16 protein-coding genes are annotated in these 15,071 nt (G+C 70.9%); 9 read left to right on the forward strand and 7 right to left on the reverse strand.

Annotation, left to right across the window (positions count from 1 at the left end):
* Positions 1–76 precede the first annotated feature (76 nt).
* The gene (locus tag AB0I12_RS04395; protein WP_359924394.1) at positions 77–868 is read left to right on the forward strand and encodes an alpha/beta hydrolase; all 792 of its coding nucleotides are present in this window, start codon (positions 77–79) and stop codon (positions 866–868) included.
* Positions 865–1,653 carry an SDR family oxidoreductase gene (locus AB0I12_RS04400; protein WP_359924397.1) on the forward strand — a complete coding sequence of 263 codons (789 nt, stop codon included), beginning with the start codon at positions 865–867 and terminating at the stop codon, positions 1,651–1,653. Before AB0I12_RS04395 ends, AB0I12_RS04400 begins: the two co-directional genes overlap by 4 nt.
* Here AB0I12_RS04400 and AB0I12_RS04405 read toward each other — a convergent pair whose 3' ends face one another.
* The 3 genes from AB0I12_RS04405 to AB0I12_RS04415 form a co-directional block, all read right to left on the reverse strand.
* Entirely contained in the window at positions 1,654–2,373 is a 720-nt protein-coding gene (locus AB0I12_RS04405; RefSeq protein ID WP_359924400.1) for a GAF and ANTAR domain-containing protein, read from the reverse strand. It lies immediately after the preceding gene.
* Between the two features lie 102 nt (positions 2,374–2,475).
* Positions 2,476–2,700 carry a hypothetical protein gene (locus tag AB0I12_RS04410; RefSeq protein ID WP_359924403.1) on the reverse strand — a complete coding sequence of 75 codons (225 nt, stop codon included), beginning with the start codon at positions 2,698–2,700 and terminating at the stop codon, positions 2,476–2,478.
* A gap of 89 nt (positions 2,701–2,789) precedes the next feature.
* Positions 2,790–3,698 carry an NADP-dependent oxidoreductase gene (locus AB0I12_RS04415; protein WP_359924406.1) on the reverse strand — a complete coding sequence of 303 codons (909 nt, stop codon included), beginning with the start codon at positions 3,696–3,698 and terminating at the stop codon, positions 2,790–2,792.
* A 175-nt stretch (positions 3,699–3,873) separates the two neighbouring features.
* Between AB0I12_RS04415 and AB0I12_RS04420 the strand changes: the two genes are divergently transcribed.
* Positions 3,874–4,458: an HD domain-containing protein gene (locus AB0I12_RS04420; protein ID WP_359924409.1), complete on the forward strand. Its 585-nt coding sequence runs from the start codon at positions 3,874–3,876 to the stop codon at positions 4,456–4,458.
* A gap of 22 nt (positions 4,459–4,480) precedes the next feature.
* Here AB0I12_RS04420 and AB0I12_RS04425 read toward each other — a convergent pair whose 3' ends face one another.
* Positions 4,481–4,930, reverse strand: a complete 450-nt coding sequence (locus tag AB0I12_RS04425) for an Lrp/AsnC family transcriptional regulator (RefSeq protein ID WP_359924412.1) — start codon at positions 4,928–4,930, stop codon at positions 4,481–4,483.
* A 157-nt stretch (positions 4,931–5,087) separates the two neighbouring features.
* Here AB0I12_RS04425 and AB0I12_RS04430 point away from each other — a divergent pair, with 157 nt between their 5' ends.
* Positions 5,088–8,579, forward strand: coding sequence for an indolepyruvate ferredoxin oxidoreductase family protein (locus tag AB0I12_RS04430; protein WP_359924415.1), 3,492 nt, complete (start codon positions 5,088–5,090; stop codon positions 8,577–8,579).
* Here AB0I12_RS04430 and AB0I12_RS04435 read toward each other — a convergent pair.
* Complete coding sequence (locus AB0I12_RS04435) at positions 8,531–10,177, reverse strand: YfhO family protein (protein ID WP_359924418.1); 1,647 nt, start codon at positions 10,175–10,177, stop codon at positions 8,531–8,533. The two genes, AB0I12_RS04430 and AB0I12_RS04435, sit on opposite strands and share 49 nt — an antisense overlap.
* On the opposite strand from AB0I12_RS04435, the gene AB0I12_RS04440 reads away from it, so the two are divergent.
* The 3 genes from AB0I12_RS04440 (at position 10,157) to AB0I12_RS04450 (ending at position 12,926) form a co-directional block, all read left to right on the forward strand.
* Entirely contained in the window at positions 10,157–10,363 is a 207-nt protein-coding gene (locus AB0I12_RS04440) for an ATP-binding protein (protein WP_359924421.1), read from the forward strand. The genes AB0I12_RS04435 and AB0I12_RS04440 overlap by 21 nt on opposite strands.
* A 103-nt stretch (positions 10,364–10,466) precedes the next feature.
* Positions 10,467–11,459: an aldo/keto reductase gene (locus AB0I12_RS04445; protein ID WP_359924424.1), complete on the forward strand. Its 993-nt coding sequence runs from the start codon at positions 10,467–10,469 to the stop codon at positions 11,457–11,459.
* Between the two features lie 63 nt (positions 11,460–11,522).
* Complete coding sequence (locus AB0I12_RS04450; RefSeq protein ID WP_359924427.1) at positions 11,523–12,926, forward strand: PLP-dependent aminotransferase family protein; 1,404 nt, start codon at positions 11,523–11,525, stop codon at positions 12,924–12,926.
* Here AB0I12_RS04450 and AB0I12_RS04455 read toward each other — a convergent pair.
* A complete protein-coding gene (locus AB0I12_RS04455; RefSeq protein ID WP_359924429.1) occupies positions 12,913–13,059 on the reverse strand; it encodes a hypothetical protein in 147 nt (48 codons plus the stop codon). The two genes, AB0I12_RS04450 and AB0I12_RS04455, sit on opposite strands and share 14 nt — an antisense overlap.
* 68 nt (positions 13,060–13,127) lie before the next feature.
* On the opposite strand from AB0I12_RS04455, the gene AB0I12_RS04460 reads away from it, so the two are divergent.
* Together AB0I12_RS04460 and AB0I12_RS04465 are read left to right on the forward strand one after the other, a co-directional pair.
* Positions 13,128–13,352 carry a helix-turn-helix transcriptional regulator gene (locus tag AB0I12_RS04460; RefSeq protein WP_359925126.1) on the forward strand — a complete coding sequence of 75 codons (225 nt, stop codon included), beginning with the start codon at positions 13,128–13,130 and terminating at the stop codon, positions 13,350–13,352.
* A gap of 38 nt (positions 13,353–13,390) precedes the next feature.
* Positions 13,391–14,305: an SDR family NAD(P)-dependent oxidoreductase gene (locus tag AB0I12_RS04465; RefSeq protein ID WP_359924431.1), complete on the forward strand. Its 915-nt coding sequence runs from the start codon at positions 13,391–13,393 to the stop codon at positions 14,303–14,305.
* A gap of 2 nt (positions 14,306–14,307) precedes the next feature.
* Here AB0I12_RS04465 and AB0I12_RS04470 read toward each other — a convergent pair whose 3' ends face one another.
* Entirely contained in the window at positions 14,308–15,063 is a 756-nt protein-coding gene (locus AB0I12_RS04470) for a 4'-phosphopantetheinyl transferase superfamily protein (RefSeq protein WP_359924433.1), read from the reverse strand.
* Positions 15,064–15,071: the final 8 nt, after the last annotated feature.

Consider the following 15,071-nt stretch of genomic DNA (forward strand, 5'->3'; position numbering starts at 1 on the left):
GGCCGCGGCCCGGACGTCCTAACGTCGGTTCCAACGCGGTGTGTCCAGCACCTCGGGACCGACCAGGAGGACGACTGTGGGAACACCGGTGCTCTTCATCCACGGACTCTGGCTGCACGCGACGTCGTGGGACGCGTGGCTCACGCGATTCCGCACCGAAGGGTACGAGCCCGCGGCGCCGGGCTGGCCCGGCGACGGCCCGACCGTCGAGGCGTCCCGGCGCGACCCGGAGGCGATCGGCGATCACGGCATCGACGACGTCGTGGCGCATTTCGCCGCCGTCATCGAGGAGCTGCCCGAGCCGCCGATCCTGATCGGGCACTCGTTCGGCGGCATGGTCGCACAGAAGCTGCTCGGGCAGGACCGCGCCAGGGCGGCGATCGCGATCGACGCCGCCCAGATCAAGGGTGTGCTGCCCGTCCCGCTGTCCGCGCTGCGGGCCACGCTGCCGGTGTTCAAGAACCCGGCCAACAAGCACCGGGCCGTCTCGCTGACCGCCGAGCAGTTCCGGTTCGCGTTCGGCAACGCGGTCTCGCGGGAGGAGTCCGACCTGCTGTTCGAGCGCTGGACCATTCCGGCGCCCGGCCGGCCGCTGTTCGAGGCGGCGTCGGCGAACTTCAACCCGCACTCGCCGGCCAAGGTCGACACCGGCAACCAGAAGCGCGGGCCGCTGCTGCTGATCGCCAGCGGGAAGGACCACACCGTCCCCGAGTCGGTGACCCGCGCGACGCTCAAGCAGTACCGCCACTCCGACGCCGTCACCGACCTGCGGACCTTCCCGGACCGCGGCCACTCGCTCGTCGTCGACTCCGGCTGGTCCGATATCGCCACGGCGTGCTTGGCCTGGCTGAAGGAGCAGTCCCTGTGAAGCTCGACCTGGCCGGCCGGACGGCAGTGGTGACCGGCGCGAGCAAGGGCATCGGTCTTGCGGTCACGCAGGCGCTGCTCGGCGAGGGCATGCGGGTCGCCGCCGGCGCGCTCGGCGGTTCGCCGGAACTGGATGCGTTGGCCAAGGACGGTGAGGTCGAGGTCGTGCTGGGCGATCTCACCACCGCGGCCGGATGCGAGGCTCTGGTGGGTGCGGCCGTGGCGCGATTCGGTGGCGTCGACGTGCTCGTGAACAACGTGGGCGGGGTACGCCCGCGCACCGAGGGTTTCCTCGCGGTCACGGACGCGGAGTGGCAGTGGGCGCTGGAAGTGAACCTGCTGTCGGCAGTGCGTGCGACGCGGGCCGCGGTGCCGCACCTGGTGGCGAGTGCGCCGTCCGCCATCGTCACGATCTGCTCGGTGAACGCCACGCTGCCCGATCCCGGCGTCATCGACTACAGCGCGGCGAAGGCCGCGCTGCGCAGCTTCTCCAAGTCGCTGTCCAAGGAGCTCGGGCCCGCTGGTGTCCGGGTGAACACCATCAGTCCGGGACCGGTCGAAACCGCGCTCTGGCTGGGCCCCGGCGGCGTCGCGGAGACCGTCGGCCGGGCCCAGGGACTCGATCCCACCGCGGTCCGGGACGCGGCAGTCGCCGGTACACCGACCGGACGATTCACTCGTCCGGAGGAGGTGGCGCAGCTGGTGCTGGTCCTCGCCTCCGGAGCCGGAGGCAACATGACCGGCTGTGACGTGCTGATCGACGGTGGCATGGTCACCACGATCTGACTACCGGTGGGCGCCGGCCTCGGCGTCGAAGATGAGTTCAGCAGCTACGTCGCGGAGTTTGCGGTTGGTCTGGCGGCTGAAGCGGACCAGGGTGCTGAAGGCGCGCTCGGAGGTGATCGAGTAGCGCTCCATCAGCAGGCCGACCGCCTGGCCGATCTGGTCGCGGGTCTCCAGGGCGGCCAGGAGGTTCTCCGTGCGCTGGGCGCCCGCGTAGGCCACCGCGGCGTGGACGGCGATCAGGCAGCCGATCTGCTCGGACTCCTCGGAGAACGCGTGCGCGGTGCCGGCGTACAGGTTGAGCGAACAGAGGTTGTCGTCCCTGGAGAACAGCGGGAACGTCAGCACACTGAGCGCGCCCAGTTCGGCGGCCCGTGGGGCCAGTTGCGGCCACCGGGACTCGGTGCGCATGTCGTCGACGCGAACCACCGCCTTGTGATCGCGCAGCGCGTCCAGGCACGGGCCTTCGCCGAGCTCCGACACCAGGGCGTCGACGCGCATCGGCAGGGTGCCGGACTCGGCCTTGTGGGACACGAGTTTGCCGACCACGATCGTGGTCATCGAGCCGTCCTGGGCGCCGGGCACCAGCTCGAGCGCCGCCTGCACCGCCTCCCGCAGTACGTCGTCCGGCGCGTCGGCGCGGTGCAGGTCACGAGCCAGTTCGCTGAGGTCGCGGGCGAGCTGGTCGTGCCTGGTGTTCGGCGGCGAGCCGGAATCGGTCATGGCAATTCCCTCGGACCATTTCTGGATAGCACCGACCGTCCGGGGTCGTCCAGCAGGAAAAGAATCTTCCGGACGGGGCTTGCCCAGAACACGTTCGTCCGGTCATAGTGGTTCAGCCTCAGACAGCCGGGCGCCGAATTCTTCGAGCTTGCCGAGGCCGTCATGCGCGATTCCGATCCCCGTACCGTTCGTGAACTGCTGCATGCCCTGCAGGCCGTCGAGGACGAGTTGCGGACGGCGCGCCGACAGGCCAACCGCGAGCAGCTGACGGCCGTGATCGAGCGCAAACGCCGGATTCTCACGGTGCTGGCCTGCCGTCGCCGGCATCGGTCCGCCGTCGCGTGACCGCAACCCACAATCCGATTGCGGGTCCGTCGCAGCACAGGGGAGGGGGACGGGCCCGCAATCGCAATCCTTCAGTCCGCGGTGACCTTGACGATCGTCTTGCCGCGGCTGCCGAACGTGGCCGGGACGTCGGCCAGGTCGCGGACCGCGGTCACGAGGGGGACGAGCCGGCCGTCGCGCAACCGGGCGGCCAGCTGGGCCGTCTGTGCACGATCGGGCTCGACGACGAAGAAGATCGCCCTGCCGTCGCGGGGTTGGACGGTCGGCGGCTCGGCGACGGTCACGAGTGTGCCGCCCGGCCGCAACAGTGCGGTGGAGCGGTTGAGGATCTCGCCGCCGATCACGTCGAACACCACGTCCACCTCACCGGCGTCCTCGAGGCGGTCGTTGTCCAGGTCGACGAACTCGTGGGCGCCCAGGCTCTCGGCGAGCTTCCGGTCGGCGGCCCGGCCGGTGCCGATGATGTGGGCGCCGGTCTCACGGGCGAGCTGTACGGCGAGTGAGCCGACGGAACCGCCGGTTCCGTGGATGAGGACGGTCTGACCCGTCTGCAGGTGAGCGTGGTCGTAGAGGGCCTGCCAGGCCGTCAGACCGGGCATCGGCAGGGCGGCCGCGGTGACGTGGTCGACGTCGGCGGGGAGTGGCGCCAGGTTGCGGGCCTCGACGGCGGTGTACTCGGCGAGCGTTCCGTTGCGGGCCCAGTCGGTCAGCCCGAAGACCCGCTGACCGATCGAGAGGCCCGTCGTACCGTAGCCGAGCTCGACGACCACGCCGGACAGTTCGTGGCCGACGACGCTCGGCGTGCGGTCGCGACCGGCGCGGTCGACCCAGGTCGACGGCCACTGCGGTTCGGTGCGGATGAAGCTCGCGGCGTGGACCTGCACGACGACGTCGTTCTCGGCGGCATGGGGATGGGGGAGCTCGGTGAGGGACAGCCCGAAGTCCTCGGCCTCGGGGTCCCGAACGGTGATGGCACGCATGATGATCCTCGGGGTAGACAGCTGCTGGTTCACTTTCGACGCTACGCGCTGGTGGACCGCTGCGGGGACGCCATTCGCGGCCTGTGTCGATGGGCCATTTCGGCGGCCGGTGGCCCAGCATCCCGCCGTCGGAATGGACCAGCCGCGCGGGCCTTTCGCGCCGTACCGTCGAGGCATGATCACGATTCCCGACACTGCTGCCTCTTCGGCGGCCCTCGACGTGGCCGGCACCTACCTGTCCGCCGCCATGCTCAGTCACTCGCACCGCGTCTACCTCTGGGGAGCGACGTACGGCGATGAGCACGGCCTGCGGTACGACGCCGAGCTGCTGTTCGTCGCGGCGATGTTCCACGACGTCAGCCTGGCGCCGGTGTTCGACAGCCACACCGTCTCCTTCGAGGAGACCAGCGGGCACGTCGCGCGGGTGTTCGCGGCCGGTGCGGGGTGGCCGGACGAGCGCCGCGAACGCCTGGGGGAAGTCATCGTCCGGCACATGTGGCCGGAGGTGGACCCGGCTGCGGACGTCGAGGGACATCTGCTGTCGCGGGCCGCGGCGGTCGACATCGTGGGCAGGGACCTCGACGACTTCACCCCGGCCTTCCGCGCCGAGGTCCTCGAGCAGTTCCCGCGCTCGGGGCTCGCCGCCGAGTTCCTCGCCTGCTTCCGGGCGCAGGCGGACCGCAAGCCCGACAGCTCCGCGGCCCGCGCCGTACACTCCGGCCTCGTGGACCGGATGGCGGCGAACCCTCTCGACCGCTGACCGCAGCCGTCCGGCGAGTTCCTCAGCCCCGGCGGGTCCATTGCTCGAGGACGACAAGCGTCTTGGTGCCGGCGATCGCTTCGGCGGAGCGTAGTGAGCTGACGACGCGGCGCAGATCCTCCACGCCCTCGACCTGGATGCGGACCAGCGCGTCCGGGTCACCGGCCAGGGTGAGGACCTCCTTGACCTCGGGGACCTGGGCGACGAACTCCATGATCTGCGCGAGGTCGAGGTCGTCGGCGAAGTGCAGCTCGGTCATCGCCTCGATGCCGCCCGCGATCCGGCCGTGGTTGATCTGCACCGTGTAGCGCTCGATGACGCCGAGTTTCTCCAGCCGGGTGATCCGGCGCTGGACGGGCGCGACGGTGAGGCCGACCGCGGTCGCGATCTCGCGCAGCGGGCGGCGGGCGTTGTCGCGCAGCAGGTCGAGGATCGCGCGATCGGTGTCGTCCAGGCTGGCTTGCTCAGGCACGCAACGAACTCTACTCCTGAGGCGTCCTTTGTTGCGTCTGGACGGCGATCGTCGCGGCCAGGATTGCGGATCGTCGCCAAACTCGACGACAACTCTTGTGACTCGGCCCACCCAGCCCGCACGCTCTGGGGAACTGCCGCGGACCCCTGGAGAGCCGATGACCGCCATCGCCCCCGCCGAGATCAGCGCGGAGCGACTCGCCGCTGCTCCGCCGTACGACCTCGACGACCGGTTTCGGCACGCCGGTCCGCCGACGCTGCTGACCGGCGTCCAGGCGATCGCGCGACTCCTGGTCGAGCACCGCGCGCTCGACCGGCGCCGTGGGCTGCGGACCGCCTCGTTCGTCTCCGGCTACCAGGGCAGCCCGCTCGGCGGCCTCGACCGGCTGCTGGCGGGCCTGCGGGACGTGCTCGACGAGAACGACATCCGGTTCGTGCCTGGGCTCAACGAGGAACTCGCCGCGACCTCGGTGTGGGGCAGCCAGATCGACCTGCCGCTCGGCACCGGCACCCACGACGGCGTCACCGGCTTCTGGTACGGCAAGGGCCCCGGTGTGGACCGCGCGACCGACGCGCTGCGGCACGCCAACATGTACGGCGTGAACCCGCGCGGCGGCGCCGTGCTCCTGGTCGGTGACGACCCTGCCTCGAAGTCGTCGACCGTACCGGCGGTCAGCGAGCGGTCCTTGGCTGCGCTGGGGATCCCGGTCCTCTTCCCGCGCAACGCGGCCGAGATCGTGACGCTCGGCCTGCATGCGATCGAGCTGTCGCGGGTGACCGGCTGCGTCGTCGCGCTGAAGATCGTCGCGGACGTCGCCGACGGCGCCTGGGCGGTCGACGCCGCCGCGGGCGACGTACTGCCGGTCGTCCCCGCGATCGAGTGGGACGGCAAGCCCTACCGGTACGAGCAGCGCCCGATGGTCGTCCGGCCCGACGCGATCGTGCGTGCCGAGGCGGACCTGGTCGGGCCGCGCACCGAGCTGGTGCGCGCGTACGCCGTCGAGAACGGCCTCGACGTGGTCGACGTCGACCCGGCGCACGCCCGAGTCGGATTCGTTGCCTCCGGCAGCTGCTACGACTCGATGCGGCAGGCGATGAAGGACCTCGGCATCACGGACGAGGCGCTCGCGCGGGCGGGCGTCCGGGTGCTGCGGCTCGGGCTGATGAGCCCTGTCGCGCCCGGCACCGTGCGCTCGTTCGCCGAGGGTCTGGACCGGATCGTCGTGGTCGAGGACAAGACCGCGTTCGTCGAGACCCAGATTCGGGAGATCCTCTACGGTACGCCGGACGCGCCGCAGATCGTCGGCAAACGCGACACCGCCGGCCGGCTGCTGATTCCCGCCGACGGTGAGCTCACGGCGGGCCGGCTGCTCGCGCCGCTGCGGTCCCTGCTGCAGGACCTGGTCGCTGTCACGCCGCCCCCGCCGCGGCGGATCTCGCTGCCGTTGCTCTCGACCAGCCGCTCGGCGTACTTCTGCAGCGGCTGCCCGCACAACCGCTCGACCGCGCTTCCCGAGGGGTCGATGGGCGGCGGCGGGATCGGCTGCCACGCCATGGTGACGATCTCCGACCGGCAGGACAGCGCCGTCACCGGCGTCACCCAGATGGGCGGTGAGGGAGCCCAGTGGATCGGCCAGGCGTGGTTCACCGACGCCGGCCACATCTTCCAGAACGTCGGCGACGGCACCTTCTTCCACTCCGGGCAGCTCGCCGTCCAGGCCTGCATCGCCGCCGGCGTGAACATCACCTACAAGGTGCTCTACAACGACGTCGTCGCGATGACCGGCGCGCAGGACGCCGAGGGCGCGCTCAGCGTGCCGCAGCTGACCCACAAGCTGTCCGTCGAGGGCGTGCGGAAGATCGTGGTCTGCGCCGACGAGCCGGAACGGCACCGTCGTCGCGACCTCGCGCCCGGCACGCTGCTGTGGAGCCGTGACCGTCTCGACGAAGCCCAGCGGATGCTGCGCGAAACCCCCGGCGTCACGGTGCTGATCTACGACCAGCACTGCGCCGCCGACGCACGGCGGCAGCGCAAGCGCGGCAGCCTGCCGGCGCGCACGCAGCGCGTCGTCATCAACGAGGCCGTGTGCGAGGGCTGTGGCGACTGCGGTGTGAAGAGCAACTGCCTGTCGGTGCAGCCGGTCGAGACCGAGTACGGTCGCAAGACCCGCATCGAGCAGACCTCCTGCAATACCGACTACAGCTGCCTCGACGGCGACTGCCCGTCGTTCGTGGTCGTCGAGACGGCGCCGCGGTCCACCCGGACGGCAGCCCGGAAGAAGGCGGCGTTTCCGGCGCCGCCGCCGGTCGCGCCGAGCGGCGCCGAGGACCGCGTCGCCGGTACCCAGAACGTCTTCCTGGCCGGCATCGGCGGCACCGGCATCGTCACGGTCAACCAGGTGCTCGCGACCGCCGCGCATCGCGCCGGGTACGCCGTCGAGTCGCTCGACCAGACCGGGCTGAGCCAGAAGGCCGGCCCTGTCACCGGTCATCTGCGGTTCGCCGACGGCGAGCTCGAGCCGGCCAACCGGCTCACTCCCGGGTCCGCGGACTGCCTGCTCGGGTTCGACCTGCTGACCCTCGCGGAGGACCGGAACCTTGCCTACGGCAACGGTGCTGTGAGCCGGACCGTGGTCTCGACCAGCCGCACCGCGACCGGCGCGATGGTGTACGACCCTGCCGTCCAGCACCCCGACGAGGCCGGGCTGCTGGAGCGGGTCCGGACCGCGAGCGCGGAGACGTTCGACTTCGACGCGCTCGAGGCCGCGGACCGGATCTTCGGCAACACGATCGCGGCGAACTTCCTGCTCGTCGGCGCCGCCTACCAGACCGGTGCTCTCCGTCTGCCGGCCGCGGCGATCGAGGAAGCCATCAAGATCAACGGCACCGCGGTTGCCGCGAACATCGCCGCTTTCACCTGGGGGCGTGTGGCGGTCGCCGACCCGGCCGCGTTCCGCGCCGCCGGGAAGCAGTCGGCCGCGGTCGCTAGTCCCGACGTACCTGCGTCGGTCGCGGCCTCCGGGCTCGAGGGCGAGGTGCTGCGCCTCGTCGCGCGGCGCGCCGCCGACTTGGTCGCCTACCAGAACGTGACGCTCGCGGACTCGTACGTCGACTTCGTGGCGCGGATCGCTGCCGCCGAGAGAGCCGTCACCACGGAGACGCGGCTCAGCGAGGCGGTCGCCCGCAACCTGTTCAAGCTGACGGCGTACAAGGACGAGTACGAGGTCGCGCGGCTTCTCACCGACCCGGCGTTCCTCGACTCCACCGGCGAGTCCTTCCCGGGCGGGGTGATGTCGTTCAAGCTGCACCCGCCCGTGCTGCGTGCGCTGGGCCGCAAGAAGAAGATCTCGTTCGGCCCCAAGTCGCACGGCACGCTGCGCGTCCTCGCCAGGCTCAAGTCACTCCGCGGCACCCGCGCGGACCTCTTCGGCTACGCGCACCTCCGCAAGGTCGAGCGTACCCTGCGCGACCACTACCGCACCCTGATGACCGGCCTGGCCGCCGACCTCAGCCCCACGTCGTACGACCGCGCAGTACAGCTCGCCGAACTCCCAGACCTCGTCCGAGGCTACGAGTCCGTCAAACTCCGCAACGTCGACCGCTACGCCACCGCCCTCCGCGAACTGGACGTCGCTCCACCCGCGGTATGACGGACTAGGGACAGTGCGGCGGCTGCCACGAGGACCAGTACGGTGAGCGCGCCGCTTGCCAGGCCTGGGATCAGGCCGGGCGGGTGGTAGGTGCAGGAGACCGTGGACGCGCCTGCCGGTAGGGGTACGGCGAGGAGGCCTGCTCGGTTGTCGGGGGTATGGGCGGGGCCGTTGTCGACGGAGCAGCGCCAGCCCTCGATTCGGATGGTTGCGATGACGAGCGAGGCAGAGGTATCGCTCGGGTGGAGGCGGATGCGGATTGCGTGGCCGCTGACGTCGACTGCCGGCGGGCTGGGTGGAGTGAGAGTGTGGACGGCGGTGGCGAGGCGCGATCGGTCGAGGCAGCCGATGGGGGATGAGGGGAGTGTCGCGCGGGGGCTGAGGCGGATGGGTACGGCGGCGACGCCGTCCGCGCCCACGGTGCCGACCCGGAGCATCGGCGCGCCCGCGTAGACGCCGGGGGACTTCACCTTCGCGGACAGGTTGACGACCCAGCCGCGGCCGGCGACCAGGACCGAGCCGACGAACTCCGGCGCCGCGAACCAGATCTCCGAGCCGGGTGCGCAGGACGCGAGCAGCACGTGTCCGTTCTCGGTGCGCACACGCGGCACGGTGTAGACGTCCGCGCCGAGCGCCGACTCCTGCGCACCGAACGGCCCGGGATCGCTCGACGACCAGGCCGTCGCCGGTCGAACGGTGACCAGCGGCGGTACGTCGTACCTCTCCAGCCGGCCCACGACGCGCGACCGGATCGCGAAGATCGCGTCGACGACCGGGTTCCGCGGGTCGACCAGCGCCCGTCCGTACGAGCTGTACCCGAACCCGAGATCGAGCAGCTGTTGCGACACCCGGTCGGGCATCGTGCTCGAGTAGTACTGCGGCCCCTGTCCGCCGATCAGCATCGGATCGTTGACGGTCTGCTCTGCGCCGGGCGCCGTTCGGTACGTCGGCCAGTCCGCCGCCGAGGTGACCAGCGAGCGCAGCGCGGTGTGCTCCGCGCCCCACGGCGCCTTCGCGCTCAGGATCTTGCTCCGCCGCTCGTCGATCGCCACCGACGACAACGAGACCTCCACGAACACGGCGGCGACGAGCACCGCCGCCGCTCCGCGCCGTACCCATCGCGGCGACCGGCTCAGGAACCACGCCCCGAGCGCGACGACGACCAGCACTGGTACGACGAGATGCGTGGCCCGCGTCGTACTGCGGACGTCCCAGGACAAGACGTACAGCACCAGCACAGCGCCCATCGGGGCAGCGACCGTCAGTACGGTGCGGATCCCGGCGGACCAGGAGATCCAGCCGACGATGACCAGCAATCCGGCCACGACGAACGCCTGCCGGTACGGACTGCCGTTCGGCGCGTCGAAGCCGTGCCAGATCTCGTGGGTGATCCGGATCTGCAGGCTGAGCATCGTGAGCACGATGGTGGCGGTCCACACGATCCGTTCGCGGGCCGGGACGAGCCGGTTGAACGGCAGGCTGACCGCCAGCAGCAGCATGACCGTGCCGACCGCGAGTCCCGGGGTCGTGCCGACTCCTTCGCTGCCGGGCAGCAGCCGGGCGAGGAAGGTGAGCGGGTGGACCGGCTGGAAGACCACATCCGGGCTGGGCCGCGCGACGAGCGGTTCACCCGCCTGGACGAGGCCCGCACCCGCGATGCCGGGGGAGCCGGGCTCGGCCTGGCCATCGCGCGGGAGATCGCCCATCGCCACCACGGCACGCTCACCGCCTCCGCGCCGGAGTCCGGCGGCTCCCGGTTCACGCTGAGCATGGTCGCGGGCTGAATTGGTCCGCGATTCCGCGGGCCGATTGGGCGTGGATACCGCCGGACCCGCACCTAGATTGGCTGTGCGAGTGACCAACGGTGCAAAGGAACTGGATCGATACATGGAGTACCGCAATCTGGGTAGGACGGGACTGAAGGTCAGTGAGGTCTGCCTCGGCGCGATGCACTTCGGCGGACCGACGGACGAGCAGACCAGCGTCCGGATCCTCGACGAGTTCGCCGACGCCGGCGGCACCTTCGTCGACACGGCCGACGTGTACAACGCGGGGGAGTCCGAGGCGGTTCTCGGCCGCTGGCTCAAGGGCCGGGACCGCGACGCGTTCGTGATCGCGACCAAGGTGTACGGCGCGATGGGCGACGGACCGAACGACGACGGGCTGAGCCGCAAGCACATCCTGTCCGCCGTCGAAGCGAGCCTGCGGCGCCTCGGCACCGACTACATCGACCTGTACTACACCCATGTCTGGGACACGGCGACGCCGATCGAGGAGACGCTGGCGACGCTCGACACCCTCGTCACGTCGGGCAAGGTCCGGTACCTCGGAGCGAGCAATGTCACCGGCTGGCAGCTGCAGAAGGCCATCGACCTCGCGGGGCCGAACCGGTACAGCGCTTTGCAGCCGCTGTACAACCTGCTCGACCGTGAGGCCGAGTGGGAGCTCCTGGCGATCTGCCGCAACGAAGGTCTCGGTGTCATGCCGTGGAGCCCGTTGCGCGCGGGGTGGCTGGCGGGCCGGTTCCATCGCGGCATGGAGGCGCCGCCGGCGGACAGCCGGGTGGCGGCCGCGGCGGAGCGTGGGCTGCTGGAGGCGTGGGACTACTACGACAACGAGCGGACCTGGAGCGTTCTCGACGCGCTGCACGACATCGCGGCCGCGACCGGTCGGAGCGTGTCTCAGATCGCGCTGCGGTGGCTGATCGAGACCGAGCCTGTCACCGCTCCGATCATCGGACCGCGCACGCTCGAGCACTACGTCGACAACATCGGCGCCGTCGGCTGGTCCCTCACCGAGGAGCAGCTCGACCGCCTGACGGCAGTCAGCGAGAAGCAGCCGGTCTACCCGTACGACCTGCTCCGCAACTTCCAGCGCTGACCTGGGGCCGGTGCGGCGACGCGCCGTACCGGCCCTCGGACGTCGTGACTAGGATCTGTGGTCATGGCGAGGCAGTCCACGCGCGCGGCCTGGACTGTGGTCCTGACCCTGGACGGTCTCGGCAAGCTCCACCAGCAGGTCGAGCGCGCGTTGCGGGAGGCCGTCCGATCGGGACGCGTGTCGAGCGGCACGGTGTTGCCGCCCAGCCGTGAGCTGGCAGCGCAGCTCGGCTGCTCGCGGTGGGCCGTCACCCAGGCGTACGGCCAGCTCGTGACCGAGGGCTACCTGGCCACGCGAGTCGGGTCCGGGACCTGGGTCAGCTGGTCCGGCTCCAGCCGGCCGCCGGTTCGCCGTACGACCACGGCCGGCGTGCCGACGTACAGGTTCGATCTGTCGCCGGGCGCACCCGACCTGCGCGCGTTCCCGCGCACGCGGTGGGCGGAGGCGGCGCGGGCGGCCGCGCGGACGGTACCGACCGCCGGCCTCGGGTATCCGGACGAGCAGGGGTATCTGCCGTTGCGCGAGCTGATGTCCGACTACCTGCAGCGCAGTCGCGGAGCGGTCGTGACGGCCGACGACGTCGTCATCCGCAGTGGTGTCAGCGCGAGCGTCCGCCAACTCTGCGCGGGCCTGCGCGCGATGGGCATCGACCGGATCGCCGTCGAGGACCCGGGCTGGACGCGCCTGCGTGCCGTGATCGAGTCGGCAGGTGTGCGGACCGAGCCGGTGCCGGTCGATCAGCACGGTCTCGACGTCGAGCGACTCGCCCGGCGGGACGATCTGCGCGCCGTGCTCGTCACCGCGGCCCATCAGTTCCCGACCGGCGTCGTCCTCGCGCCGCAGCGACGGCTGGAGCTGATCGAGTGGGCGCGGCGGAACGGCGGCGTGATCCTGGAGGACGACTACGACGCCGAGTTCCGGTACGACCGCAGCCCGGTCGGCACGCTGCAGGGGATGGCGCCGGAGCACGTCGTACTGCTCGGCTCGGTCAGCAAGACGCTGAGCCCCGCGATCGGGATCGGCTGGCTCGTCGCCCAGGGACGCTGGCGGGAGCTGCTGGAACGATCGTCCGGCCACGGACCGTCGACGCTCGACCAGGCGACATTCGCGGAACTGATGGCGGCCGGTGCGTACGACCGTCATCTGCGCGCCATGCAGCGCCGCTACAAGCGCCGCCGGGATCAGCTTCTGGCCGCGGTACGCCGGGAGTTGCCGACGTGGACGATCGGCGGGGCAGCGGCCGGCCTGCATCTGACGCTGACCCATCCCGCGAGCCTCGACACTGCCCGGCTCACGATCGCCGCCCGCGACGCCGGCACCCGGATCGTCCCGCTCGCCGCGTACCGCATTCACGCCAACGGCAGCGACGACGGCATAGTCCTCGGCTACGGCAACATCGCCGACAACGAGGTCGCCCCGGCCATCCGAAGCCTGGCGACGGCCTTCGAATCCCTCACCGCAAGGTGAGCGCGGTCTCCCGCTCGAGCCGGGACAGCTTCTCCGGGTTGCGGACGTAGTAGACGCCGGTGACCTGCCGGTCCTCGATCCGCAGCGCGACGACGCCGCCGGGCGCGGTGGGCGATCTGCCGCACCGCCGCACTCAGCCACTTCGGCGCCGACGCGTTCGCCGAGCGCGCGCGCCGCGAACTGCAGGCGACGGGCGCGACCATCCGCGAGCCCACCGTCGCGCGGCGGACGGCACTCACCGCTCAGGAGTCCCAGATCGCCCGCCTCGCCGGCGACGGCCTGACCAATCACGAGATCGCCGCAAGGCTGTTCCTCAGTCCGCACACCATCGACTGGCACCTGCGCAAGGTCTTCTCGAAACTCGGCATCGCCTCTCGAAGAGAGATCGCGACCAGACTGGCCGAGGGCGCGGCCACGTCTGCCTAGAGCAACTGGGTGGGCCTTGCCGGCGCTAGCATGCAGCGATGCTGACGTGGGGCGACGCCGACATCCTCGACCAAGAAGGCCGGACGGTGGTGGTCACCGGCGCGAACTCGGGTCTGGGGTTGCGCGCGGCGACTGTGCTCGCGGCCAAAGGAGCCCGGGTGATCCTCGCCTGCAGGTCCCGCGAGCGCGGTGAGCGCGCCGCGGCGGCAGTCGGTGGCGAGCTCGTGCTGTCGGACCTCGCGGACCTGGACTCGGTGCGAACAGCCGCCGCGGAGATCCGGGACCGTACCGGAGAGCGCGTCGACCTGCTGATCAACAACGCGGGCATCCCGGCGGGCCGGCTCCGGCGTACCGCCCAGGGACACGAATCGATCTTCGCCACCAACTACCTGGGCCATGCCGCGCTGACCTGGCTGCTGATGCCCGCACTCCGCGCCGGGAAGTCGGCCCGCGTCCTGACCGTGTCCAGCATCGCCCAGCGCGGCAAGGGTTTCGACGTCGAGGACCCCGACTTCGAGCACCGGCGGTTCCGGATGGCGCACGCGTACTCGCAGTCCAAGCTGGCCGGGCTGATGTTCGCACCGGAGCTCCAGAAGCGCCTGCACGCCGAGGGTTCCCCGGTGCTCAGCGTCGCCGCGCACCCCGGATTCACCGGCACGGAGATGGGCGCCGCCGGCGCCCGCAACCAGGGCCTCGGCGCGTTCGCACGACCGTTGAATGTAGTGACGAAGGCTCTGTCCCAGTCCGTACCCGAGGGCACATTGCCCTTGCTGTACGCCGCGACCGCACCCGACGTCCGGGGCGGTGACTACTACGGCCCACGGAAGTTCGGCGAGTTCTTCCGCGGCGTCGGCCCGGCCCGCATCGACCCACGAGCCCAGAACGAGAACCTCCGAGCCCGCCTCTGGGACCGCACTGCCGAGCTGACCGGTGTACGGCCGGACCCCGCCTGACCTCAGGTGACCTCCAAGGCGAGCTGGTGGATCACATGGTGGTGCACCTCGGCCGACGGTTCGGTGGCAACCGTGGCGAGGTGACCAGGTTTGGGTGCCCAGCGGCGCAGGTGCAGCTGCCGATGCCCGGGCACCGAAGCCGTCCGGATGCCGCTGTCTGGATGCGCGCTGATCGCGACCGCCCGCGGATCGATCCGTAGGCCGGAGCCGACGGCCTTGAGCGCGGCTTCCTTCGCAGTCCAATGGTCGAAGAAGGCGTCCCGGAGTTGGTCGTCGGAGAGCTCTGCCGAGCGCAGGACGGTAGCGTCGTCAGGATGCAGGATCCGTGCTGCGAGCTGCGCGGGGTCGATGCGTGCACCGACCTGCTCGACGTCGAGGCCGACCCGATCGCGCAGCGACAATGCGACTCCGACCAGGTCGCCCGAATGAGTGACCGAGATCCGGAGGTCCGATCCGCGCACGGACGGCCGCCCGTGGTGGCGATCGCAGCTCGGGCAGCGCCGATCGACAGTGAGCTGCGAGCCCGGGATCCCCAGTCGCCGGCCCGCGAGCTGGCGGACCATGACCGCTCCGAACAGGTAGCGCTTCGCGTCCGCGGCGTGCCGGAAGCCCGCCAACCGGACCTTCTCGTTCGCGTCGAGCAGGCAGGTCATCGACAGCGCGCACGCGTCCGACTGGTCGTGTACGTCGAGCCAGTGAACGTCGACCTGGCCGTCGCCTCGGGAGCGGTTGAGCGCGGTACCCGCATCGGACGACACCGCCATAA

The organism is Kribbella sp. NPDC050459 (assembly GCF_040655315.1).
GTDB lineage: Bacteria > Actinomycetota > Actinomycetes > Propionibacteriales > Kribbellaceae > Kribbella.